The organism is Streptococcus equinus (genome assembly GCF_049393735.1).
Classification (GTDB): Bacteria; Bacillota; Bacilli; order Lactobacillales; family Streptococcaceae; genus Streptococcus; species Streptococcus equinus_G.
Genome location: NZ_CP185946.1, coordinates 1,001,316 through 1,024,313, shown reverse-complemented (window position 1 = coordinate 1,024,313; position 22,998 = coordinate 1,001,316). Strand labels below are relative to the sequence as shown.

At 36.6% G+C, this 22,998-nt stretch carries 24 protein-coding genes and 1 other annotated feature; of the genes, 19 read left to right on the top strand and 5 right to left on the bottom strand.

Annotated features, from left to right (window positions below; all coding sequences use genetic code 11):
- Positions 1–25: 25 nt before the first annotated feature.
- The 4 genes from clpX to mmuM all read left to right on the top strand — a co-directional run bounded on the left by clpX (position 26) and on the right by mmuM (position 4,328).
- Entirely contained in the window at positions 26–1,255 is a 1,230-nt protein-coding gene (gene clpX, locus ACNTMY_RS05085; protein ID WP_423215631.1) for an ATP-dependent Clp protease ATP-binding subunit ClpX, read from the top strand.
- A 9-nt stretch (positions 1,256–1,264) separates the two neighbouring features.
- Positions 1,265–1,858: a ribosome biogenesis GTP-binding protein YihA/YsxC gene (gene yihA, locus ACNTMY_RS05080; protein WP_004232043.1), complete on the top strand. Its 594-nt coding sequence runs from the start codon at positions 1,265–1,267 to the stop codon at positions 1,856–1,858.
- A gap of 136 nt (positions 1,859–1,994) precedes the next feature.
- Positions 1,995–3,371, top strand: coding sequence for an amino acid permease (locus tag ACNTMY_RS05075; RefSeq protein WP_423215630.1), 1,377 nt, complete (start codon positions 1,995–1,997; stop codon positions 3,369–3,371).
- Between the two features lie 12 nt (positions 3,372–3,383).
- Positions 3,384–4,328: a homocysteine S-methyltransferase gene (mmuM, locus tag ACNTMY_RS05070; protein WP_423215629.1), complete on the top strand. Its 945-nt coding sequence runs from the start codon at positions 3,384–3,386 to the stop codon at positions 4,326–4,328.
- A gap of 35 nt (positions 4,329–4,363) precedes the next feature.
- On the opposite strand, the gene ACNTMY_RS05065 is transcribed toward mmuM, so the two are convergent.
- From ACNTMY_RS05065 to ACNTMY_RS05055, 3 genes are all read right to left on the bottom strand, one after another.
- A complete protein-coding gene (locus ACNTMY_RS05065; protein ID WP_423216862.1) occupies positions 4,364–5,032 on the bottom strand; it encodes a DUF1275 family protein in 669 nt (222 codons plus the stop codon).
- Between the two features lie 101 nt (positions 5,033–5,133).
- A complete protein-coding gene (locus ACNTMY_RS05060; protein WP_423215628.1) occupies positions 5,134–5,781 on the bottom strand; it encodes an endonuclease III domain-containing protein in 648 nt (215 codons plus the stop codon).
- 113 nt (positions 5,782–5,894) lie between these two features.
- Positions 5,895–8,003: an AAA family ATPase gene (locus tag ACNTMY_RS05055; RefSeq protein WP_423215627.1), complete on the bottom strand. Its 2,109-nt coding sequence runs from the start codon at positions 8,001–8,003 to the stop codon at positions 5,895–5,897.
- Between the two features lie 393 nt (positions 8,004–8,396).
- Positions 8,397–8,532 (top strand) — a sequence feature (ribosomal protein L10 leader region).
- A gap of 29 nt (positions 8,533–8,561) precedes the next feature.
- On the opposite strand from ACNTMY_RS05055, the gene rplJ reads away from it, so the two are divergent.
- The 3 genes from rplJ (at position 8,562) to ACNTMY_RS05040 (ending at position 9,987) form a co-directional block, all read left to right on the top strand.
- Positions 8,562–9,065 carry a 50S ribosomal protein L10 gene (gene rplJ, locus ACNTMY_RS05050; protein WP_021142424.1) on the top strand — a complete coding sequence of 168 codons (504 nt, stop codon included), beginning with the start codon at positions 8,562–8,564 and terminating at the stop codon, positions 9,063–9,065.
- 68 nt (positions 9,066–9,133) lie between these two features.
- Positions 9,134–9,502, top strand: a complete 369-nt coding sequence (rplL, locus tag ACNTMY_RS05045; RefSeq protein WP_004232036.1) for a 50S ribosomal protein L7/L12 — start codon at positions 9,134–9,136, stop codon at positions 9,500–9,502.
- Between the two features lie 158 nt (positions 9,503–9,660).
- Entirely contained in the window at positions 9,661–9,987 is a 327-nt protein-coding gene (locus ACNTMY_RS05040; RefSeq protein ID WP_423215626.1) for a hypothetical protein, read from the top strand.
- 29 nt (positions 9,988–10,016) lie between these two features.
- Here the strand turns inward: ACNTMY_RS05040 and ACNTMY_RS05035 are convergent, their stop codons facing one another.
- Both ACNTMY_RS05035 and ACNTMY_RS05030 read right to left on the bottom strand, forming a co-directional pair.
- Positions 10,017–10,640: a TetR/AcrR family transcriptional regulator gene (locus ACNTMY_RS05035; RefSeq protein ID WP_423215625.1), complete on the bottom strand. Its 624-nt coding sequence runs from the start codon at positions 10,638–10,640 to the stop codon at positions 10,017–10,019.
- Positions 10,641–10,847: 207 nt separating this feature from the next.
- Entirely contained in the window at positions 10,848–11,780 is a 933-nt protein-coding gene (locus tag ACNTMY_RS05030; protein WP_423215624.1) for a polysaccharide deacetylase family protein, read from the bottom strand.
- Positions 11,781–12,000: 220 nt separating this feature from the next.
- Here ACNTMY_RS05030 and ACNTMY_RS05025 point away from each other — a divergent pair, with 220 nt between their 5' ends.
- The 12 genes from ACNTMY_RS05025 (at position 12,001) to ACNTMY_RS04970 (ending at position 22,873) form a co-directional block, all read left to right on the top strand.
- On the top strand, positions 12,001–13,287 hold the full coding sequence (locus tag ACNTMY_RS05025) for a homoserine dehydrogenase (RefSeq protein WP_021142420.1): 1,287 nt from the start codon (positions 12,001–12,003) through the stop codon (positions 13,285–13,287).
- A 54-nt stretch (positions 13,288–13,341) separates the two neighbouring features.
- Positions 13,342–14,202 (top strand): homoserine kinase, encoded by an 861-nt coding sequence (gene thrB / locus ACNTMY_RS05020; RefSeq protein WP_423216861.1) that lies wholly within the window; start codon positions 13,342–13,344, stop codon positions 14,200–14,202.
- Positions 14,203–14,398: 196 nt separating this feature from the next.
- Positions 14,399–15,652 carry a bifunctional folylpolyglutamate synthase/dihydrofolate synthase gene (locus ACNTMY_RS05015; protein WP_423215623.1) on the top strand — a complete coding sequence of 418 codons (1,254 nt, stop codon included), beginning with the start codon at positions 14,399–14,401 and terminating at the stop codon, positions 15,650–15,652.
- Between the two features lie 38 nt (positions 15,653–15,690).
- Positions 15,691–16,254 (top strand): GTP cyclohydrolase I FolE, encoded by a 564-nt coding sequence (gene folE, locus ACNTMY_RS05010; protein WP_021142413.1) that lies wholly within the window; start codon positions 15,691–15,693, stop codon positions 16,252–16,254.
- 33 nt (positions 16,255–16,287) lie between these two features.
- Positions 16,288–17,088 carry a dihydropteroate synthase gene (folP, locus tag ACNTMY_RS05005; RefSeq protein ID WP_423216860.1) on the top strand — a complete coding sequence of 267 codons (801 nt, stop codon included), beginning with the start codon at positions 16,288–16,290 and terminating at the stop codon, positions 17,086–17,088.
- A 59-nt stretch (positions 17,089–17,147) separates the two neighbouring features.
- Positions 17,148–17,507, top strand: a complete 360-nt coding sequence (folB, locus tag ACNTMY_RS05000) for a dihydroneopterin aldolase (protein ID WP_423215622.1) — start codon at positions 17,148–17,150, stop codon at positions 17,505–17,507.
- The gene (gene folK, locus ACNTMY_RS04995; RefSeq protein WP_423215621.1) at positions 17,507–17,986 is read left to right on the top strand and encodes a 2-amino-4-hydroxy-6-hydroxymethyldihydropteridine diphosphokinase; all 480 of its coding nucleotides are present in this window, start codon (positions 17,507–17,509) and stop codon (positions 17,984–17,986) included. The genes folB and folK overlap by 1 nt, the downstream gene beginning before the upstream one ends.
- 173 nt (positions 17,987–18,159) lie before the next feature.
- Positions 18,160–19,062: a UDP-N-acetylmuramate dehydrogenase gene (murB, locus tag ACNTMY_RS04990; protein ID WP_423215620.1), complete on the top strand. Its 903-nt coding sequence runs from the start codon at positions 18,160–18,162 to the stop codon at positions 19,060–19,062.
- Positions 19,063–19,089: 27 nt separating this feature from the next.
- On the top strand, positions 19,090–20,241 hold the full coding sequence (locus ACNTMY_RS04985) for an ABC transporter ATP-binding protein (RefSeq protein WP_021142408.1): 1,152 nt from the start codon (positions 19,090–19,092) through the stop codon (positions 20,239–20,241).
- Entirely contained in the window at positions 20,228–21,019 is a 792-nt protein-coding gene (locus ACNTMY_RS04980; RefSeq protein ID WP_021142407.1) for an ABC transporter permease, read from the top strand. The genes ACNTMY_RS04985 and ACNTMY_RS04980 overlap by 14 nt, the downstream gene beginning before the upstream one ends.
- Positions 21,016–21,807, top strand: coding sequence for an ABC transporter permease (locus tag ACNTMY_RS04975; RefSeq protein WP_423215619.1), 792 nt, complete (start codon positions 21,016–21,018; stop codon positions 21,805–21,807). The genes ACNTMY_RS04980 and ACNTMY_RS04975 overlap by 4 nt, the downstream gene beginning before the upstream one ends.
- A complete protein-coding gene (locus tag ACNTMY_RS04970) occupies positions 21,800–22,873 on the top strand; it encodes an ABC transporter substrate-binding protein (RefSeq protein WP_423215618.1) in 1,074 nt (357 codons plus the stop codon). Before ACNTMY_RS04975 ends, ACNTMY_RS04970 begins: the two co-directional genes overlap by 8 nt.
- Positions 22,874–22,998 lie beyond the last annotated feature (125 nt).

Here is a 22,998-nt window from a genome sequence, read left to right as displayed (position 1 = left end):
AAAAAATAAAGTTAGAGAGAACAAAATGGTTGGAAATCGAACAAATGATGTAAAAGTTTATTGCTCATTTTGTGGAAAAAGCCAAGACGAAGTAAAGAAAATTATTGCAGGAAATAATGTCTTTATCTGTAATGAATGTGTGGCTTTATCCCAAGAGATTATTAAAGAAGAGTTAGCAGAAGAAGTTCTTGCAGATTTGGCAGAAGTTCCAAAACCAAAAGAATTACTAGCTACTCTTGATGAATATGTTGTTGGTCAAGAACGTGCAAAGCGTGCCCTTGCAGTGGCAGTTTACAATCACTACAAGCGTGTATCTTTTGCTGAAAGTCGTGATGAAGAAGATGTTGAATTGCAAAAATCAAACATCTTGCTTATCGGACCAACTGGGTCAGGGAAAACTTTCTTAGCTCAAACATTGGCTAAAAGTCTTAACGTCCCATTTGCAATTGCAGATGCGACATCGTTGACTGAAGCAGGATATGTTGGTGAAGATGTTGAAAATATCCTTTTGAAACTGATTCAAGCAGCTGATTTTAATATCGAACGTGCTGAACGTGGTATTATCTACGTCGATGAAATTGATAAAATCGCTAAAAAAGGTGAAAATGTTTCAATTACTCGTGACGTTTCAGGTGAAGGTGTTCAACAGGCTCTTCTTAAAATCATTGAAGGAACTGTTGCTAGCGTACCACCTCAAGGTGGACGTAAACACCCTAACCAAGAAATGATTCAAATTGATACTAAGAACATTCTTTTCATCGTTGGTGGTGCGTTCGACGGTATTGAAGATATTGTTAAACAACGCCTTGGTGAAAAAATTATTGGTTTTGGTCAAAATAACCGTAAAATTGATGAAGATGCATCTTATATGCAAGAAATCATCTCAGAAGATATTCAAAAATTTGGTCTTATTCCAGAGTTTATCGGACGCCTGCCTGTAGTTGCTGCGCTTGAACAATTGACTGCGGATGACTTGGTTCGTATCTTGACTGAACCTCGCAATGCATTGGTTAAACAATACCAAACACTTTTATCTTATGATGGTGTTGAATTGGAATTTGATGAGGATGCTCTTCAAGCCATTGCCAATAAAGCTATCGAACGTAAGACAGGTGCGCGTGGACTTCGTTCAATTATTGAAGAAACAATGATGGATATCATGTTTGAAATTCCTAGTCGCGAAGAAGTTACCAAAGTTCGCATCACTAAAAATGCTGTCGAAGGTACTGATAAACCTATCTTAGAAACTGCATAAGGAGAGAAAATGACTGAGTATTTAAATACCCATAATGCCTCACTTCTACTAAGTGCAGCTAATAAATCACATTACCCACAAGATGATCTGCCTGAAATTGCTCTTGCAGGTCGTTCGAATGTTGGAAAATCTAGTTTTATCAACACACTTTTAGGGCGTAAAAACTTGGCACGTACATCAAGTAAGCCAGGAAAAACGCAGTTGCTTAATTTCTATAACATTGATGACAAATTGCGTTTTGTTGACGTTCCAGGGTACGGTTATGCCAAAGTTTCTAAATCTGAGCGTGCTAAATGGGGCAAAATGATTGAGGAGTATCTTGTAAGTCGTGATAATCTTCGTGCAGTTGTCAGCTTAGTTGATTTTCGTCACGACCCAAGCGCCGATGATATCCAAATGTATGAATTTCTAAAATATTATGAAATTCCTGTTATCGTTGTTGCGACAAAAGCAGATAAAATTCCACGCGGTAAATGGAATAAGCACGAATCAGCTATCAAGAAAAAATTGAACTTCGATAAAACTGATAAATTTATTATCTTTTCATCTGTTGATCGTACTGGTCTTGATGAGTCATGGGATAGTATCTTAGAAGAATTGTAATATTGAAAGCTTGAGATGAAAATTTCAAGCTTTTTTCAATGCTATAGTTTTAAACTAAGAAATCGATAGTTAAAGTCTATTACCGTTTCTTAAAATCTTGTGATATCATAGACCTACTATGTATTGAGAGGTTTTTATGGAAAATCATAATTTTGAAAACGAAGGTCAATTTCAACGTAAGATGACGAGTAGACATCTTTTTATGTTGTCGCTTGGTGGTGTTATTGGGACGGGATTGTTTCTCAGTTCTGGGTACACAATTGCACAAGCTGGTCCCTTGGGAGCAGTACTATCATACTTGGTAGGGGCAGTTGTTGTTTATCTTGTTATGCTATCTCTTGGTGAATTAGCTGTAGCGATGCCGGTTACTGGCTCATTTCACACGTATGCTACAAAATTCATCAGTCCCGGAACTGGATTTACAGTTGCCTGGCTATACTGGATTTGTTGGACGGTTGCCTTGGGGACTGAATTCTTAGGCGCAGCAATGCTTATGGGACGATGGTTCCCGGGTGTTCCGACATGGGCTTTTGCAACATTTTTTGCTTTGGTTATTTTTGCCATTAATGCTTTAAGTGTAAAAAGTTTTGCGGAAGCGGAGTCCTTTTTTGCATCCATTAAGGTCATTGCTATCATTATTTTTATCATTCTTGGGTTAGGCGCAATGCTTGGAATAGTTAGTTTTGAAGGTCAGCACAAAGCTATTTTATTTACAAATCTAACTGCTAATGGAGCATTTCCAAAAGGTTTTGCTGCAGTTGTTTCAGTAATGTTAGCAGTCAATTATGCTTTTTCTGGAACTGAATTAATTGGCATCGCTGCAGGCGAAACTGATAATCCGAAAGAAGCAGTGCCAAAGGCTATTAAAACAACGATTGGTCGTCTGGTCATCTTCTTTGTTTTGACAATTCTTGTTTTAGCATCTTTGTTACCAATGAAAGAAGCAGGAGTATCGAGTGCACCATTTGTTGATGTCTTTGATAAAATGGGAATTCCGTTTGCAGCTGATGTGATGAATTTTGTTATTCTGACAGCTATTCTATCTGCAGGCAATTCAGGTCTATATGCTTCAAGCCGTATGCTCTGGTCTCTTGCAAATGAAGGCATGCTTTCTAAAAAGATTGTTAAGATTAATGAGCATGGTGTTCCAATGCGCGCACTCTTGCTATCAATGCTTGGTGTGATTTTGTCACTTTTTTCAAGTATTTATGCTGCAGATACGGTTTATCTTGCTCTAGTATCTATTGCAGGTTTTGCTGTAGTAGTGGTTTGGCTATCAATTCCCTTGGCGCAGATTAATTTTAGAAAAGTCTTTTTAAAAGAGCACTCTATTTCTGAACTGTCGTACAAAACACCTTTTACACCTGTTCTGCCGTATGTTACCATAGTTCTATTATTGATTTCAATTGTTGGGATTGCTTGGGATGCTTCGCAAAGAGCAGGACTTTATTTTGGGATTCCATTTATTGTTTTGTGTTATTTGTATCATTACCTTCGTTATAAAAAATGGTAAGAAAGGTTAGTTATGGGGAAATTTAAGGATTTATTAAATAAGAATGAATATGTTATTTTAGATGGTGCGCTTGGAACAGAATTAGAAAATCGTGGCTATGATGTGTCAGGAAAACTTTGGTCTGCTAAGTATTTACTTGAAAATCCTCAAGTGATTCAAGATTTACACGAAGTTTATTTGCGAGCTGGTGCAGATATCATCACAACTTCTAGTTATCAAGCAACGATTCAAGGACTTAAGGATTATGGTTTAACGGAAAAAGAAGCTACTGACATCATTGCTTTAACGGTGGATTTAGCAAAAAAAGCAAGAGAAAATGTTTGGAGTAGTTTGTCTGATGATGAAAAGAATAAACGTCCTTATCCTTTGATTTCTGGTGACGTTGGACCTTACGCTGCTTATTTAGCTGATGGTTCTGAATACAATGGAAACTATCATCTATCTAAGGAAGAGTTCAAAGATTTTCATCGTTCTCGTATCAAGACACTATTGTCAGCTGGCTGTGATTTTTTAGGAATTGAAACAATTCCAAATGTTGTTGAAGCTGAAGCATTAGTTGAATTATTAGCTGATGAATTTCCAGAAACTGAAGCCTACATGTCATTTACAGCACAAGATGATAGGTGTATTTCTGATGGCACATCGATTGAAACAGTAGCTGCTTTGTGTGATGCTAGTGAGCAAATTTTAGCTTTTGGGATCAATTGCAGTAGCCCAGTTGTCATTTCAAATTTACTTAAGAGAATTCGAACAGTGTCACAAAAACCACTGGTTACTTATCCTAATTCAGGAGAAGTTTATGATGGGGCTACGCAGACTTGGAAATCTCTTCCTGATCACACTCATACTTTACTTGAAAACAGTCAGATTTGGCACCAATTCGGGGCTAAAGTTGTTGGTGGTTGTTGTAGAACTACACCTGATGACATAGCTTGTTTGACTAATCATCTTAGATAGTAAAAACGTCTAGAAAATTTCTAGACGTTTTTTTGTTAAATATTTGCTGTTTGTAAGCGATAGCGGATAACGACGCTTGTATAGTGATAAATGATTCCTAATAATAACAATGATACAATCCAAATAGTTCTTACTTGAATGAAGTGGTGAATGATTGCCACAAAGATTGCACCAAGAACGAAACTAACAACGACCAATGAATAATTGACAGCTTGTCGTTTCATCTTAGAGGATTTATTTTCAGTAGTAAGGTAGTTATGCCACGCAGTAATCATCTTACGATAATTTCCGGAAGTCATCAAAATTGAGTAGGCATGTGATTCGATTTGGCTACCAGAGAAGGTCAAGGTTAATAAACCAGTTCCTAATGCTAACAGAATTACCCATAAAAGTCGATTTTCAGGTAGCAAAGGTAGAGCAACTGTTACAAATAACAATGGTAAGATTGCATAGACACGCCAGAATGCTGTTTTAGCCCTAGCTCGAACACGCAAGCCAAACATAAATCCGAGTGAGAAAAAGAAAACTGAATAAAAACGGATTAGTGTTTGATGAAGTGAACTATGGCTGATATCAGCGATAAGAAACAGAATGTTTCCGGTTTGAGTAGCAACTAAGGTGTCAAATTGAATTTGACAATAGACATCAAGAGCTCCGCCTAAAAATCCAAGTAAAACAGCTTCAAAACGACTATTTTGAGGCATGTATTCTAAATCATTCACACCATGTCCTTCTTTCTAATAGAGTCAACAGTCATATTGTAACATTTTATTAAGTCAGGTACTAGGGGAGATTTGTGAAAAAACTAATCAAGTTTTAATTGTTCACCTGCAAGGAAGCTTTTTTTGAAATCCTCAATGGGGTGAAAAAATTTTTTACCAAACTCATCGATGAGCCCGTGAAATTCTTGTGCATCAGTAAAGGTAAATGGATTAGGGAGTGTTGACAATTTAATAGATAAGCTCTTATAGTCAGTTAAATCCTTGACACCTAACTGAGTGAATAAAGTTCTAGCGTACTTATCAGAGACGAACTGTGGTTGATCAAAAACATAAGTTAGTAAAACATCAGCCGTTTCTGGCCCAACACCGTGAAGAGAAAGTAATATTTTTCGAAGCTTGGTACCGTATTTTTTTGCAATACTAGTAGAGTCTTCATTGTGGTCAACATACCATTTGGCTAGGGTATGAATAGCCTTGCTTTTATTTTTCATAAAACCAGCTGGTCGAACAAGTTCTTGAAGTTGTTCTTGAGAGAGAGCTATAATTTTTTGTAAATCATAAGCGGTTGCGTCTTTTATTAATTGTGAAGCTCTAGTTGCATTGAGTTCAGTAGTATTTTGAATTAGGATAGCTTCGATGATGATTTGTTGCTTGGTATCAGCTGGCCACCAATTTGTAGGCCCCATGTGAGAAAGCATTTTTTGATAAAGTTCGTAGAGTGTTAGAGTCATTTTATATCCTTCATTTTTTATGTGTTGCTATTGTAACAAAATATCATAAAAAAGCTCAACTCATTAGTTTGAGTTGAGCTATATAAGGAGTGGAAAATAGGAGTAGGATTACATTATCTTTCGCTGATGATGAGTTCTCCGTCAACCATATCAGCTTTAAGGTGTTTAACATCAGTGTGATCAAGGTAGAAGTCAGTGATTTTATCACGGATTTCTTGTTCGATAACACGGCGGAGTGGTCGAACACCCATTGCTTCATCATATCCTTCTTCGATAAGATGTTTCTTAGCATCGTCGCTAACAACCAAGTCAATACCTTTTTTAGCAATAGTCTTGCTAACTTCAGCTAACATCAAGTCAACAATTTCGTTTAAGTCATCTTTAGTTAAATGTGAGAATTCGATGATACCGTTGAAACGGTTGAGGAACTCAGGACGGAAGTATGGAGCGATACGATCCATAATCTTCACATCTTTGTCTTCTTGACCTGTCAAGGCTTCATTACCAAATCCAGCATTTGAAGTAGCAATGATGACAGTATTCTTGAAGTTGATGGTGTTACCTTGACCGTCTGTCAAACGACCATCATCCAAAACTTGGAGAAGAAGTGTGATAACTTGAGGGTCAGCTTTTTCAATTTCATCGAGAAGGACGATTGAGTAAGGATTACGACGAACACGTTCAGTAAGTGTGTTGTTATTGTCATCGTAACCAACGTAACCGGCAGTAGTACCGATTAATTTAGAAACAGCTGTGCGATCAGAGTACTCAGACATGTCTAGGCGGATAATAGCATCTTTTGAGCCGAACATATCAAGTGCTAACTGCTTAGCAAGTTCTGTTTTACCGACACCAGTTGGTCCGACAAATAGGAAACTACCGATTGGACGGTTACCTTCATCAAAACCAGCACGGTTACGACGGATGGCGCGTGCAACAGCTTCAACAGCTTCGTCTTGCCCAATGACTTTACCTTTCAAACGACTAGCCAATTCTTTCAAACGTTCAATATCTGAAGCTCCCATATTTGAAACAGGAACACCAGTCAAACGTTCAACGGATTCAGCTACGTCGTTGACAGTTGCAGTGACTTTTTTATCCTCTGTGTGATTGCCGATTTGTTTTTGCAATTCTTCGATACGGACTTTAGCATTAAGCGCAGCTTCGTAATCTTCCTTGGCAGCAGCGGCTTCTTGTTTTTCTTTTTGTTCAGCAATTTCTTTTTCCAAAGATTTGACGTCAGTCACAGGGTGTTGTGCAGCCAAGTGAGCAGCAGTCATATCGATTAAGTCGATTGCTTTATCAGGAAGGCTACGTTGTGGGATGTATTGAATTGAAAAATCAACAGCAGCTTTTAAGACATTATCTGGGAGAATGACGTTGTGGTGTTTTTCGTAAAGGTCACGAATACCCATCAAGATGTTGAAACTATCCTGAGCAGAAGGAGCGTTAACTTTAACTTCGTTGAAACGACGTGCTAGCGCAGCATTTTTCAAAATAGTATTGCGGTATTCATCTTGAGTTGTTGCACCGATGACAGTCAATTCACCACGGGAAAGGGCTGGTTTAAGAATATCTGCTAAACCTTTAGAACCAGAGTCACCTCCAGTTGAGCCTGCACCAAGAATTTGATGAATTTCATCGAAGAAGAGGATAATATTACCTGCATCCTTAACTTCTTTAATCATGTTTTGGATATTTTCTTCGAAAGCACCACGGTATTGTGTACCAGCTTCAAGTCCTGAGATATCAATTGAAATGATTTCTTTATTTTTGATAGCAGCTGGCACATCACCGTTGACAATAGCTTGTGCTAACCCTTCAACGACGGCTGTTTTACCAACACCAGCATCACCGACAAGAACTGGGTTATTTTTTGTACGACGTGACAAGATTTCAGCTGTTTCTTGAATTTCTTTGTTGCGTCCGATAACTGGGTCAAGTTCATTATTACGAGCTCGTTCAGTTAAGTTAGTTCCTAGCTTAGCCAAGATGCCACCTTCTTTTGGAGCAGAAGTAGGAGTTCCTTCTTGGTATTCAGTATTTCCAGGAAGTTTACCAGTTTGACGATATTGGGCAAATTCTTCAGGAGTGACTTCTCGTCCGTTAATCAAATAACGTTTATTTTCTGTGTTATATCCTCCCATATTTCCCATAAGTTGGTTGAAAATGTCATCCATGTTTCCAAAAGGATCTCTTCCGTAAAATTGATTGTTTGCCATATTAATTACCTCGCTTTATTTGTGAAATTTAATCAAACCAAAATGATACGATTTGATAAAAGGTAGGATTTCTTTAGTCTTTACATATCAGAGTAGAGAGGTCGTATTTAAAGAAATCTTCGATTGTTCCTATCAATCACCTTCTGAGGATATAATAACTCATTGGTCAGTAAAAGTCAAAGATTTATACGCAGAAAATATGATTATTTTTCTTAGATAGCGTTTTATTAATTGCAATTGTGATATTATAATCTGAAACGGTGAAAAAAACAGTCATCATAAAAGAAGAATTATAAAATAATTTAATAGTAGAAACAATAAAAAGTAATTAATTTTGAAAAAAATAATAAAAAAGTGTTGACAGAGTCGAAAATGTAAGTTATAATAAATGAGGTTTTGTAATGAAACTGACCTAAGACAGCAGGGGAGCAGTGCTCATAATATTCCTGCCGAGGCACAAAACGTAATGATGAAATAACGTATTTGTACTTTCGTGTCTAGGTTTAGGTGCGAATTTTTTTGTACCTAGCCCAAAAATAATAACGGAGGTAAAAACTAATGAGTGAAGCAATTATTGCTAAAAAAGCTGAACAAGTTGATGCTGTTGCTGAAAAAATGAAAGCTGCTGCATCTATCGTTGTTGTTGATTCACGTGGTCTTACAGTTGAACAAGATACAGTTCTTCGTCGTAATCTTCGCGAAAACGGTGTTGAATTTAAAGTTATCAAAAATTCAATCTTGACTCGTGCAGCTGAAAAAGCAGGTCTTGACGGAATGAAAGATCTTTTCGTAGGACCATCTGCAGTAGCATTTTCTAACGAAGATGTTGTTGCACCAGCAAAAGTTATTAACGACTTTGCTAAAGATGCTGAAGCACTTGAAATCAAAGGTGGAGCAATCGAAGGCGCTGTATCTTCTAAAGAAGAAATTGTTGCCCTTGCATCATTGCCAAGCCGCGAAGGACTTCTTTCTATGCTCCTTTCTGTTCTTCAAGCGCCAGTTCGCAACGTTGCACTTGCTGTCAAAGCAGTTGCAGACAACAAAGAAGACGACGCTGCTTAATGCGTATGGTAGCCTAGCGCTACAAACAATTATCTAATAAAACATTAATATTTTTGGAGGAATCTACAATGGCATTGAACATTGAAAACATTATTGCTGAAATTAAAGAAGCTTCAATCCTTGAATTGAACGATCTTGTAAAAGCTATCGAAGAAGAATTTGGTGTAACTGCAGCTGCTCCTGTAGCTGTAGCTGCTGCTGGTGCTGCAGACGCTGGTGCTGCTAAAGACTCATTTGACGTTGAATTGACTTCAGCTGGTGACAAAAAAGTTGCTGTTATCAAAGCTGTACGTGAAGTTACAGGTCTTGGTCTTAAAGAAGCTAAAGCTCTTGTTGATGGTGCACCTGCTAACGTTAAAGAAGGCGTTGCTACTGCAGAAGCTGAAGAAATCAAAGCTAAACTTGAAGAAGCTGGAGCTTCAATCACTCTTAAATAATAGAGTTATTACTCAAGTAGCTTAATAAAGCTGATAAAACCGCTGGTCTTAGGACTAGCGGTTTTTTTGTTGCAAAAAAGCAAAGTCGTAAGATAAATTGACATTTTCCATTTTAAAGACTATGATTGTGATTGAGAATGTAGTAGGAGCGCAGTTTTATGAAAAAAATGGCTTTATATGTTAGAATTTTGTACCTCATATTTTTCCTTATGACGTTTGCTTTCTTTTTTCTTTCGCCAAGCTCAACTTTAAATCAACTTAAAGAAGGAACGTTTTATAGCTATCCTCATAAAGATTCTCTCTTCCTTTTTTCTTTTATTACAATTATTATTGGCGAGGTCAGTATACTTTGGTCAAAATGGTACCGAAAAAAAGCTAATTTGAGAGATTTTCCGATTTTGCTTGAGACAGAGAAAAAATTTATTCAGAGTTATTCTGTAATGATTTTGATTTTTATACTCGTGATTTTCCAAAAATTCCTCTAAAGATTAATATTAAAAAGCTTTGAATTATTTCAAAGCTTTTTGATTTCTTTTAAATCTTGAGGATTTTGTTCAGTGTCAAGGTTGAAAAATCCAGTTAATTTTATTATCATTTTCTTCACTTCGATGGCAATAACACTCGGATCTTCAGGTTCGTCTTTTACCAACCAGTTACACAATACGCTATAATATCCACCTATAATGAACGACATAGCATAATTTATTTTCGCAACGTCACCGTTGTAGGCAAACCAAGGAAGCGTAATGCTATCATAAATATCTTTTGAGTATTTTTTCATCTGATGAAATAGCAGTTCAGGTCGCTGATGCTTCATTATAATTGATAGTACTTCGCGTTGTTTGTACCAAAAATTAAATGAACCAGCTAACATTTTTTCGAAACTTTCTGATTGTGCAAATTTTTTACGCTCGATTAAGTATTCATTGATTATTTTATCAAAATAATCATTTAAGAGGTCATCCTTGTTTTTGAAATGACGATAGAAAGTTCTTCTAGAAACTTCTGCATACTCTAGAATATCTTTAATTGTGATGTTTTCGTATTTTTCATCTCTCATCAGACAGATGAGCGCGACAAAAAGTCTACTTTTTGTATCATTTATTTGTTGTAATTTACCACATTTTTCACATATCATGCTATCAACTACCTTTATTATATAATAAACAAAATTATTATAGCACTCTTAAAGAAAATAGTCGGGAAAAAACTGAAATCTAAAACGCTTTCTAAAAAATATAGTCATGTAATATAGCAGGTAGATACTATTAAGTTGATTTTTAACCTTGAAATTTAAGATTATTTAAAAATCTGACAAAATAAAAAGAACCCAAATGGATTCTTTTTATTGGCTGATGCTTGCCATGAGACTATCCGCAGTAGTCTCTGGTAAAATTCGAACACGATCTAATGATAGAAGACCATCCTCTTTATTAGCGATACCTTCGTTGGTAGTAATACCAATCTTATAATTAAGATCACTAGCTAGTTGGAGAGTTGTATCTGAATAGCGTCCAGCAGGGTAGGCGATTGTCATTGTGTCTTGTGACAAATTACTATCAAGATAATTTTTAGCATCTTCCATTTCAGATTTCTGAGTGTCGTCATCGCTTGCTGACAAATCAGGATGGGTAGAAGTATGACTTTGGAAAGACATTCCTTGTTCTTTCATTTCTAACATTTGATCAAGGGTTAGGTTTCCGCTATCTCCAACGGTGCTTGTAATGACATTATTAGTGCCCTTTGCACCATATTTTTTCAAAATTGGATAAGCATTGGTGTAAAAATCCCATAGGCTGTCGTCGAAAGTTAACCAAATGATTTTTGAATTTCCATTCGGTAAAACATTTTCAGTCAAGACTTTGTAAGCTTCTTCTGGGGTTAAGAAATAGTAACCTTCTTCAGACAGACGCTGAATATGACTTTCAAACGTTGCGGGATCAACAATTAGGTTTGCATTTGATTCTTCTTCAGGAGCCATTTCATGAATTGCATGATACATCAAAATTGGAAGAGATACTTCTGATTCTTGTGGAATCCAATTTACCTCTTCTGTGTGTTCTTCTGGTTGAGGAACCTCAGTTGAAGACGATGCTGTTTGCTGTGGTGATTTCTTCTTCGTCACTCGCTCGGTTTTAAAATTTGATAGACTCAACTGTCTATCCTTTAAAGTAAAGAAGAGTAAGGCGCTAGCAATAATACAAGCTAATAAAAGAATGATGTTAATAATTGCAAAAGGCTTCTTTGAATTCTTTTCGTGCTTGTAACGTTTTTTCATAAAAATCTCTCCCAAAAATAAAATCTTTCTTCCATTGTACTGTTTTTTGAAAGTAAAATAAAGAATTTGCCTTAAATTAGAAAAAGATTTTCATGGTTTGTTATATTTTCTGTAAATTCTGAATAATTTTGTGGTATAATGTAGAAAATGTTTTTATACTTAGAATTGTTGGTTTTCGGGACTGCTTTTCTATTCAAAATTACTTACTAAGGAGAATAAGATGTCAATAAAAATTGCTTTGCTCGGTTTTGGTACAGTTGCTAGTGGTGTTCCTTTCCTTTTGAAAGAAAATCAAACAAAAATTACGGAAGCAGCTCATGATACCATTGAAATCGCCAAAGTTCTCGTTAAAGACGATGATGAAAAGAATCGTTTGTTGGCTGCTGGGAACGACTATAATTTTGTTACAAATGTTGATGAGATTTTGAGTGATGAAACTATTGACATTGTTATCGAATTAATGGGACGTATTGAACCAGCTCGTACATTTATTACAAAAGCACTTGAAGCTGGGAAAAACGTTGTTTCTGCTAACAAAGATTTGATTGCGACTCACGGTAAAGAATTGATTGCCCTTGCTAAAGACAAAGGCGTTGCTTTCTATTATGAAGCAGCAGTAGCCGGGGGTATTCCAATTCTTCGTACTCTAGCTAACTCACTCACTTCTGATAAAGTCACTCGTATTTTGGGTGTTCTCAATGGTACTTCAAACTTCATGATGACTAAAATGGTTGATGAAGGTTGGACTTACGATGATGCTCTTAAGACAGCTCAAGAACTTGGCTACGCTGAAAGTGACCCAACAAATGACGTTGAAGGTATTGATGCGGCTTATAAAGCAGTCATCTTGAGTCAATTTGGTTTTGGTATGACAATTGATTTTGACGATGTTGCTCATAAAGGAATTACGACAATCACTCCAGACGATGTCGCAGTTGCTCAAAAACTTGGTTATGTCATTAAACTTGTTGGTGATATCCGTGAAGTTGAATCAGGAATCTCAGCAGAAGTTTCTCCAACTTTCTTGCCAAAATCACATCCACTCGCTAGTGTTAATGATGTGATGAACGCAGTCTTTGTTGAGTCAATCGGTATTGGTGAATCAATGTACTACGGACCTGGTGCTGGTCAAAAACCTACGGCAACTTCAGTTACAGCTGATATTATCCGCATTTGCCGTCGTATCAAAGATGGAAATGTTGGTAAACCTTTCAATGAATTTGCTCGTGAGACAAAAATGGCAAATCCATCAGATGTGACAAGTCATTACTATTTTGCAATTAATACGCCAGACAAAAAAGGTCAATTGCTTCGCTTAGCTGAAATCTTTAACTCTGAAAACATTTCATTTGAACAAGTACTTCAACAAAAAGCAAATGGAACACGTGCACGTGTTGTCATTATCACTCACTCAATGAGTAAGACACAATTGGCAGCAGTTACTGAAAAACTTGAAGCTGAAAAAGATTTCAAAGTATTAAATACACTTAAAGTTTTGGGCGAATAAGAATTACTTAGTAAATGAAAGGAAAGCTCATATTAAATGAGCGTTGATAGAGATATGAAAATAACTGTACCAGCGACATCTGCTAACATCGGCCCTGGCTTTGATTCAGTTGGTGTAGCAGTTTCTAAGTATCTTACAATCGAGGTACTTGAACCTGCTGACAAATGGGAAGTTTTACATGAATTAGGTGATGTGCCTAGTGATGAAAATAATCTTTTGATTGCAACAGCTTTGCAAGTGAGTGCTGACCTCACTCCTCATCGTATTAAGATGGTTTCAGATATCCCGTTAGCGCGTGGTTTGGGCTCTTCATCTTCTGTTATTGTAGCAGGTATTGAGTTAGCTAATCAGTTGGCTGATTTAAATTTGTCAAAGGATGAAAAATTGAACTTAGCAACTAAAATTGAAGGGCATCCTGACAATGTTGCACCAGCGATTTTTGGTAATCTTGTCGTTTCATCGTATGTCGAAGAAAAAGTAAGCAGCATTGTTGCTCCTTTCCCAGAAGCTTCATTTGTCGCGTTCATTCCAAATTATGAATTGAAAACTAGTGATAGTCGCAATGTATTGCCAAAAGAGCTTTCATATAAAGAGGCTGTTGCTGCTTCGTCAATTGCTAATGTGGCGATTGCTGCACTTTTAACTGGTGATTTAGAAAAAGCAGGAAAAGCGATTGAAGCAGATCTTTTCCATGAACGTTTCCGCCAAACATTAGTCAGAGAATTCGCTGAGATTAAAGAAGTAGCCCATGAAGTTGGCTCTTATGCGACTTACTTATCTGGGGCTGGTCCGACTATCATGACTTTAGTTTCAAAGGAAAAAGAATCAGAGCTTGTTGAACGTATTCGCTCACTTGAGCTTGATGGAGAAGTCGTTGCACTACAAGTAGATACTAAGGGAATTTGTGTAGAATAATCATAATAATAAGAAAGTCAGCTTTGCTGGCTTTTTTTGGTAATTTCTCTATGATATAATAGAGCTGTTATTGTAAAGTTAAGAAAGAAAGGAAAAACATAGATTTTAATTGCTTTACTAAAAGATCTTGTTCGGAAATTGCTCTTTAGCATTTTCTTTTACGTAAGCAATTTTGGTCATATTGGGAAGTTCATTAATGAATTATCAAGAAGCTTTGAATTGGATTCATGGCAAGTTAAAATTTGGAATTAAACCTGGTTTAGAACGAATGGCATGGATGCTAGAAAAACTTGGAAATCCTCAAAAAAATTTAGCAGCTGTCCACGTTGTTGGGACAAACGGCAAAGGTTCTGTCACAAGTTATTTACAGCATATTTTTTCATCAGCTGGGTACGAAGTTGGAACGTTTACATCACCTTACATCGTTGATTTTCGTGAACGTATCAGTCTAAATGGTCAAATGATTTCAGAAACTGATTTTCTTGACTTGGTCGAACGTGTTCGTCCTGTTGTTGAGCGTTTATCAGTCGAAACTGATTTAGAACCAGCAACAGAATTTGAAGTAATTACTGTGCTGATGTTTGAATATTTTGGACACATGCACCCAGTTGATATTGCCATCATCGAAGCAGGAATGGGTGGGCTTTATGATTCGACAAATGTTTTCAAAGCTTTAGCTGTGGTTTGTCCGTCGATTGGACTAGATCATCAAAATGTTTTGGGAGAGACTTATGCGGAAATTGCTGCGCAAAAAGTTGGCGTTCTAAAAGAGCATGTGCCGTTTATTTTTGCGGCTGAACAAGAAGATGTTCGTCATGTTTTTATTAATAAAGCACAAGATTGTGATAGTCGTCTATTTGAGTTCTCAAAGGATTTTTACGCTCAAGAAAATGAAAATGGTTTTGATTATCAAGGTCTTGAAAATCTAAAAAATGTTAATCTTTCAATGCCTGGGAAACACCAAGTTAGCAATGCAAGTTTAGCAATTACAGCAGCTTTGCTGTTGAAAAAGGGCTATCCAAAAGTAACTAATGATATTATTAAAAAGGGTCTTGAGGAGACACACTGGGTTGGACGTACTGAACTCATGTTTTCAAATGTTATGATTGATGGTGCGCATAACAATGAAAGTGTCAAAGCTTTGGTTGATGTTATGCAAAAATACAAAGATAAGAATCTTCACATTTTGTTTGCAGCAATTGATACCAAACCTATTGATTCCATGTTGGAATTGCTCAGTCAACTAGCTGATGTTGATGTGACAACCTTTGTTTATCATAATTCACTACCACTTGAAAAATACCCAAGCAACTACCATAAAGTTGCTGATTGGAAAGAGTGGATTGATAACATTAACCTAAATAGTCAAGATGACTTTTATTTAATCACTGGTTCACTTTATTTTATTTCACAAGTACGTCCTGTACTTTTGTCAAGACAGGAAAATTAAGCTATAATAGAAAAAATATAAAAAGATTGGAAAAGATAATGGCAAATCAAGAAAAACTTGAAGCAGCAGTATATCAACTTTTAGAAGCACTGGGTGAAAACCCTGAACGTGAAGGATTACTTGACACTCCTAAACGTGTTGCAAAGATGTATCAAGAGATGTTTTCAGGCTTAAACGAAGATCCAAAAGATCAATTTACAGCAGTTTTTTCTGAAAATCATGACGAGGTTGTGCTTGTGAAGGATATTCCTTTTTATTCAATGTGTGAGCACCACTTGGTTCCTTTTTATGGAAAAGCGCATGTTGCTTATTTGCCAAGTGATGGTCGCGTAACTGGTCTTAGCAAATTAGCGCGTGCTGTTGAAGTGGCAAGTAAACGTCCACAATTGCAAGAACGCTTAACTGATCAAGTAGCGACTGCCCTCGAAGAAGCACTTCATCCAAAAGGTGTTTTTGTGATGGTAGAAGCAGAGCACATGTGCATGACAATGCGCGGCATTAAAAAGCCAGGTAGTAAGACTGTAACAACAGTTGCTCGTGGTATTTTTAAAGAAAATCGTGAAGAACGAAAAGAAATTTTGTCACTTATTTTAGGGAAATAATAGCTAGTTAAGCATTGGTAAAAGGAGAGAATGATGAAAATTGGTAAGCATAGTGTTGCTGGAAAAGCGTGTATCATGGGTGTCTTAAATGTCACTCCTGATTCATTTTCAGATGGCGGTTCTTATACATCCGTTGAAAAAGCGCTTAATCAAGCAGAAAAAATGATTGCACAAGGCGCTAAAATCATCGATGTCGGTGGTGAATCAACACGCCCTGGGTACACTTTTGTCGATGCTGAAGAGGAAATCAAACGTGTTGTTCCAGTCATCAAAGCTCTCAAAGCCAAATTTGATGTACTAGTGAGCATTGATACTTATAAAACTCAAACAGCTCGTGCTGCTTTGGAGGCTGGCGCAGATATTTTAAATGATGTATGGGCAGGTCTTTATGATGGTGAAATGCTAGCGCTTGCTGCCGAAAAGAATGTTCCGATTATTTTAATGCATAATCAGAAAGAAGAAAAATACGATAATATCACTAGTGAAGTTTGTGAATTCTTGAAAGAAAGAGCGGATGCAGCATTAGCCGCTGGCGTTGCTAAAGAAAATATCTGGATTGACCCAGGTTTTGGATTTGCTAAAAATGAAACACAAAATGTTGAGCTTTTGAAGGGCTTAGAAGCCGTTTGTCAATTAGGATACCCAGTTCTTTTTGGTATTTCACGTAAACGTACAGTTGACTTTTTGCTTGGTGGTGGAACAAAAGCTACTGAGCGAGACATGGGAACAGCAGCGTTATCTGCATGGGCTATTGCTAAAGGTTGTAAGATTGTTCGTGTGCACAATGTAGAAGCTAACCGAGATATTGTTAATGTCATTAGTCAACTCGCTTGAAAGGAGTAATAAAAGTTGTCTTTGCTATATAGCAAAGCTTCTTTGTTGTATAAAGGTATATGGATAAAATTTATTTGCAAGGTTGCCGATTTTATGGTTATCATGGTGCCTTCAAAGAGGAGCAGACACTAGGTCAAATTTTCGTCGTTGACTGCACGTTGTCTGTTGATTTGCAAAATGCTTCGCAAAGTGATCGCTTGGAAGATACCGTCCATTATGGTTTAGCTTTTGAAGTGATTAAAAGACAAGTCGAAGAACATAAATATATTTTGATTGAACGCTTGGGTGGTGCAATATGCCAAGATATTTTTGAGCAATTTCCTGCTGTTCAAGCCATTAAAATCAAAATTTCAAAAGAAAATCCGCCAATTAACGGGCATTATGACTCGGTCGGCATTGAGTTAGAACGGGAGCGCTAATGACAAAAGTATTTTTAAGTCTTGGTAGTAATATTGGTGATAAAAAAGCATATTTGGAATCTGCTCTTAATAAGCTAAATCAATTGCCAAAAACTCAGGTAACGTCTGTTTCGCCATTTTATGAAACAGCAGCCTGGGGTAAAACAGATCAAGATGATTTTTTAAATCTGTGCTGTGAGTTGGAAACTAGTTTACCTGCGCAAGAGTTACTAGTAAATTGTCAACAAATCGAGAAAGATTTAGACCGTGTTCGTCATGAACATTGGGGACCAAGAACAATTGATATTGATATTCTTTTGTATGGTGATGACCATATCAATGAAGAAAATTTGAAAGTTCCGCACCCTTATATGACAGAACGTGCCTTTGTTTTGGTGCCTTTGTATGATATTGCACCGTCACTTAACATTTGTGGCAAATCTATTACGTCTTATTTAAAAAAATTAAATCTTGAAGAAGTGCGAAAACTTCAGTCTTAAATATCGTCAAAAGCTGATTTTTTTGTTATAATTAAGGTCGGCTTTATGCCGATTTTTTAGTAGTTGATACAATCATTTGATCATAAATGAACTAGTCATTTTTTGATGGATTAGTTGATTTTAATCAAAAGGTAACTACGATTTTGATTAAATAGTTTTAGAGTTGGAAGAAAATGTTAGAATTTTTAAATGAAGAACTAAAAGGAATTGATATTCGCGTTAATGAACCCTTAAAAAAATATACGTTTACAAAAGTGGGAGGTCCAGCAGACTATCTCGCTTTTCCACGTAACCGCTATGAATTGGTTCGTATCGTAGAATTCGCCAATAAAAATGACATTCCATGGATGGTGCTTGGTAATGCAAGTAATATCATCGTTCGTGATGGTGGTATTCGTGGTTTTGTCATCATGTTTGATAAATTAAATACCGTTACTGTTAACGGTTATGTTATTGAAGCAGAAGCAGGTGCAAACTTAGCAGAAACAACACGTATTGCTAAATACCACAGTTTAACAGGCTTTGAATTTGCTTGTGGTATTCCAGGTAGTGTCGGTGGAGCTGTTTTCATGAATGCTGGAGCTTACGGTGGTGAAATTTCACATGTCTTAGTTTCTGCACAAGTGCTTACAAAAGAAGGAAAAGTTAAGACAATCGAAGCACGTGACATGAAGTTTGGTTATCGTCATTCTGCAGTTCAAGACAGTGGTGATATTGTTATTTCAGCAAAATTTGCCCTTAAACCAGGTGACTATGTTCTTATCGAGCAAGAAATGGCTCGTTTAACACATTTACGTGAATTGAAACAACCACTTGAATACCCATCATGTGGTTCAGTATTCAAACGACCTGTTGGTCACTTTGCTGGACAATTGATTACTGAGGCAAATCTAAAAGGACACCGTATCGGTGGTGTTGAAGTTAGTAAGAAACACGCTGGATTTATGGTGAATGTTGCTGATGGTACAGCACAAGATTATGAAGATTTGATTGCTTATGTTATTGATACCGTTGAGAAAAACTCAGGTGTTCGCTTAGAACGCGAAGTTCGAATTATCGGTGAGAAAAAAGATTAAAGAAGCTCCATGGAGGTTTTATGAGAATTGACTAATCCAATTATTGCATTTAAAAACGTATCAAAAGTATTTGAAGACAGCGGTACAGTTGTTTTAAAGGACATTAACTTTGAACTTGAAGAAGGAAAGTTTTACACTCTTCTTGGTGCATCAGGTTCAGGTAAATCAACCATTTTGAATATCATTGCTGGTCTTTTACAACCAACGACTGGTGATGTGTTCCTTGATGGTGAACGTATTAATGAAATTCCAATTAATAAACGTGATGTCCACACTGTTTTTCAAAATTACGCTCTATTTCCACATATGAATGTCTTTGAAAATGTCGCTTTTCCTCTAAAATTAAAAAAAGTCGACAAAAAAGAAATTGAGCGTCGTGTAGAAGAAGCACTTAAAATGGTGCGTTTGGCTGGCTTTGAGAAGCGCCCAATTCAAAAATTATCGGGTGGGCAGCGTCAGCGTGTGGCGATTGCGCGTGCGATTATCAATGAGCCACGAGTAGTCTTGCTTGACGAACCTTTGTCAGCATTGGATTTAAAACTTCGTACAGAGATGCAATATGAGCTTCGTGAATTGCAACAACGTCTTGGTATTACCTTTGTTTTTGTCACTCACGACCAAGAAGAAGCACTAGCTATGTCTGACTGGATTTTTGTCATGAATGATGGCGAAATTGTCCAATCTGGTACGCCTGTTGATATTTACGATGAACCAATCAATCACTTCGTTGCGACCTTCATTGGCGAATCAAACATTTTGCCTGGAACAATGATTGAAGATTATTTAGTTGAGTTCAATGGCAAACGTTTTGAAGCAGTTGATGGTGGTATGCGACCAAATGAAGCGGTTGAAGTTGTCATTCGTCCAGAAGATTTGCAAATCACAATGCCAGAAGAAGGAAAACTTCGTGTTAAAGTTGATACACAACTTTTCCGTGGTGTTCACTATGAAATTATGGCTCATGATGAACTTGGCAATGAATGGATGATTCACTCAACACGCAAGGCGATTGAAGGAGAAGTCATCGGTCTTGATTTTACGCCTGAAGATATTCACATCATGCGTCTAAATGAGACAGAAGAAGAATTTGATGCTCGTCTTGAAGAGTATGTTGAAATGGAAGAGCATGAAGATGGTTTGATTCATGCTATCGAGGAGGAGCGAAATGAAGAAAAATAGTTTCTTCTCCATTCCATATATTTTATGGTTGTTGCTGTTTGTCATTGCGCCAGTTATTTTGATTTTGTGGCAATCATTTTTTGATATCCAAGGTCAATTTACGCTTGATAACTACAAGACTTTCTTTAGTTCTTGGACTTATCTTAGAATGAGTTTTAACTCAATCTTGTATGCGGCTATTATTACTTTGGTAACTTTGGTCATTTCTTATCCGACTGCTTATTTTTTGACGCAACTTAAGCACAAGCAACTCTGGTTAATGCTGGTTATTTTGCCAACTTGGATTAACCTTTTGTTAAAAGCTTACGCTTTTATGGGTATTTTTGGCCAACAGGGTGGTGTCAATGCCTTCTTATCATTTGTCGGTATTGGTCCAAAACAAATCTTGTTCACTGATTTTTCATTTATCTTTGTTGCATCATACATTGAAATTCCATTTATGATTTTGCCGATTTTTAATGCGCTTGATGATATTGATGAGAATTTGATTAATGCTAGTCATGACTTGGGCGGAAATAATTTTCAAACCTTTACAAAGGTTGTCTTTCCATTGTCATTAAACGGTGTTAGAAGTGGTGTTCAGTCTGTCTTTATTCCAAGTTTAAGTCTGTTCATGTTGACACGTTTGATCGGTGGTAACCGAGTAATAACACTTGGTACTGCAATTGAGCAACATTTCCTAACAACACAAAACTGGGGAATGGGTTCTACTATTGGAGTGATTTTAATCATGGCAATGCTTGTGATTATGTGGATGACTAAGGAGAGACGAAAATGAAAAAATTTGCAAATCTATATTTAGCCTTGGTCTTTGTTATCCTTTATATCCCTATTTTTTACTTGATTTTTTACTCATTTAATCAAGGGGGAGATATGAATGGCTTTACAGGTTTTACTTTAGAGCATTATTCAGAAATGTTTGCGGATAGTCGTTTGATGTTAATTTTGATTCAAACATTTTTCCTAGCATTTTTGAGTTCGATTTTAGCGACAGCAATCGGTACCTTTGGAGCAATTTACATTTATCAATCACGTCAGAAACGTCAGCAATCTATTTTATCTTTGAATAATATTTTGATGGTGGCGCCAGATGTTATGATTGGTGCAAGTTTCTTGATTCTGTTCACCCGTTTGGCTGATATTTTTCACTTTAATCTAGGCTTTATGACTGTTTTACTAAGTCACATTGCGTTTTCAATTCCGATTGTGGTGCTTATGGTATTACCACGACTTAAAGAAATGAATGACGATATGATTAATGCAGCCTATGACTTGGGAGCAACTCCATGGCAAATGCTGAAAGAAGTAATGCTGCCATATTTAACACCTGGAATTATTTCAGGGTTCTTCATGGCATTTACCTATTCTTTGGATGATTTTGCGGTAACCTTCTTTGTTACAGGAAATGGTTTCTCAACACTTTCAGTTGAAATTTATTCACGTGCAAGACGCGGAATCTCTCTAGAAATCAATGCTCTTTCAACGATTGTCTTTATCTTTAGTATTCTGCTCGTGATTGGTTATTACTTCATCTCACAAGATAAGAAGGAGGCTCGCGATGCGTAGACTATATTCGTTTGTTTTCGGAATAATTGCGGTAACTTTTGTCTTGTTTGGTGTCTCATTCTATATGCAACAGACGTCAAGTTCTTCTAGCCAGTCTGATAAATTGGTCATTTACAACTGGGGTGATTACATTGACCCGGATCTGATTACAAAATTTACTAAAGAAACTGGCATTGAGGTTCAATACGAGACTTTTGATTCTAATGAATCTATGTACACTAAAATCAAGCAAGGTGGGACAACTTATGACATTACAGTTCCATCTGATTACATGATTGATAAGATGCGCAAAGAAAATCTTCTTATCAAGCTTGATAAATCAAAGATTAATGGCTTAGATAACATCGGAAAAGAATTTCTCGGCTTAAGCTTTGATAAAAACAATGATTATTCTGTTCCATATTTTTGGGGAACACTTGGTATTGTTTATAATGATACTATGGTTGCAAATGCACCTGAGCATTGGTCAGATCTTTGGAAGCCTGAGTACGCTAATGACATTATGCTTGTTGACGGTGCCCGCGAAGCAATGGGAATTGGTCTTGGAACACTTGGTTATAGCCTGAATACAAAATCATTGGCTGAACTTGATGCGGCATCTGAAAAATTAGATGGTTTAACACCGAATATCAAAGCAGTTGTCGGTGACGAAATGAAAGGCTATATGATTAATGGTGATGCGGCGATCGGTGTCACTTTCTCAGGTGAAGCAAGTGAAATGCTTGATTCTAATGAAGACTTACATTATGTCGTTCCGAGCGAAGGTTCTAATCTTTGGTTTGATAATCTTGTTATTCCAAAAACGGCAAAACACATTAAAGAAGCTTATGCTTTCATTAACTTTATGCTAAAACCCGAAAATGCTGCGCAGAATGCTGAGTACATTGGCTATGCAACACCAAATAATGAGGCTAAGAAGTTATTACCTGATGATGTAAAAAATGACGAGGCATTCTATCCATCAACCGAAACTTTTAAAAATCTAGAAGTTTATGACAATCTTGGTCAAAAATGGCTTGGCATTTATAACGATTTATACTTACAATTTAAAATGTATCGTAAATGATAAATTGAGTTTGGAAATTTCCAAGCTCTTTTTTAATGAGCTCGAAATCATCACTAAGATTTGATAAAATAGTAATGAGAGTTTTTTGAAAATCTTTAATAACAGTTTGAACTTAATAAGATTTA

What these genes read in the sequence shown, in the direction of transcription:
- folE (WP_021142413.1), top strand. Translation starts at nt 15,691, where the DNA reads ATGGCAAATCAAGAAAAACTTGAAGCAGCAGTATATCAACTTTTAGAA.
- ACNTMY_RS04975 (WP_423215619.1), top strand. Translation starts at nt 21,016, where the DNA reads ATGAAAAAATTTGCAAATCTATATTTAGCCTTGGTCTTTGTTATCCTT.
- ACNTMY_RS05015 (WP_423215623.1), top strand. Translation starts at nt 14,399, where the DNA reads ATGAATTATCAAGAAGCTTTGAATTGGATTCATGGCAAGTTAAAATTT.
- folK (WP_423215621.1), top strand. Translation starts at nt 17,507, where the DNA reads ATGACAAAAGTATTTTTAAGTCTTGGTAGTAATATTGGTGATAAAAAA.
- folB (WP_423215622.1), top strand. Translation starts at nt 17,148, where the DNA reads ATGGATAAAATTTATTTGCAAGGTTGCCGATTTTATGGTTATCATGGT.
- ACNTMY_RS05035 (WP_423215625.1), bottom strand. Translation starts at nt 10,640, where the DNA reads ATGATATGTGAAAAATGTGGTAAATTACAACAAATAAATGATACAAAA.
- ACNTMY_RS05025 (WP_021142420.1), top strand. Translation starts at nt 12,001, where the DNA reads ATGTCAATAAAAATTGCTTTGCTCGGTTTTGGTACAGTTGCTAGTGGT.
- murB (WP_423215620.1), top strand. Translation starts at nt 18,160, where the DNA reads ATGTTAGAATTTTTAAATGAAGAACTAAAAGGAATTGATATTCGCGTT.
- thrB (WP_423216861.1), top strand. Translation starts at nt 13,342, where the DNA reads ATGAAAATAACTGTACCAGCGACATCTGCTAACATCGGCCCTGGCTTT.
- clpX (WP_423215631.1), top strand. Translation starts at nt 26, where the DNA reads ATGGTTGGAAATCGAACAAATGATGTAAAAGTTTATTGCTCATTTTGT.
- ACNTMY_RS05040 (WP_423215626.1), top strand. Translation starts at nt 9,661, where the DNA reads ATGAAAAAAATGGCTTTATATGTTAGAATTTTGTACCTCATATTTTTC.
- ACNTMY_RS05055 (WP_423215627.1), bottom strand. Translation starts at nt 8,003, where the DNA reads ATGGCAAACAATCAATTTTACGGAAGAGATCCTTTTGGAAACATGGAT.
- ACNTMY_RS05075 (WP_423215630.1), top strand. Translation starts at nt 1,995, where the DNA reads ATGGAAAATCATAATTTTGAAAACGAAGGTCAATTTCAACGTAAGATG.
- ACNTMY_RS05065 (WP_423216862.1), bottom strand. Translation starts at nt 5,032, where the DNA reads ATGCCTCAAAATAGTCGTTTTGAAGCTGTTTTACTTGGATTTTTAGGC.
- ACNTMY_RS04980 (WP_021142407.1), top strand. Translation starts at nt 20,228, where the DNA reads ATGAAGAAAAATAGTTTCTTCTCCATTCCATATATTTTATGGTTGTTG.
- ACNTMY_RS05030 (WP_423215624.1), bottom strand. Translation starts at nt 11,780, where the DNA reads ATGAAAAAACGTTACAAGCACGAAAAGAATTCAAAGAAGCCTTTTGCA.
- rplL (WP_004232036.1), top strand. Translation starts at nt 9,134, where the DNA reads ATGGCATTGAACATTGAAAACATTATTGCTGAAATTAAAGAAGCTTCA.
- yihA (WP_004232043.1), top strand. Translation starts at nt 1,265, where the DNA reads ATGACTGAGTATTTAAATACCCATAATGCCTCACTTCTACTAAGTGCA.
- ACNTMY_RS04970 (WP_423215618.1), top strand. Translation starts at nt 21,800, where the DNA reads ATGCGTAGACTATATTCGTTTGTTTTCGGAATAATTGCGGTAACTTTT.
- rplJ (WP_021142424.1), top strand. Translation starts at nt 8,562, where the DNA reads ATGAGTGAAGCAATTATTGCTAAAAAAGCTGAACAAGTTGATGCTGTT.
- ACNTMY_RS05060 (WP_423215628.1), bottom strand. Translation starts at nt 5,781, where the DNA reads ATGACTCTAACACTCTACGAACTTTATCAAAAAATGCTTTCTCACATG.
- mmuM (WP_423215629.1), top strand. Translation starts at nt 3,384, where the DNA reads ATGGGGAAATTTAAGGATTTATTAAATAAGAATGAATATGTTATTTTA.
- folP (WP_423216860.1), top strand. Translation starts at nt 16,288, where the DNA reads ATGAAAATTGGTAAGCATAGTGTTGCTGGAAAAGCGTGTATCATGGGT.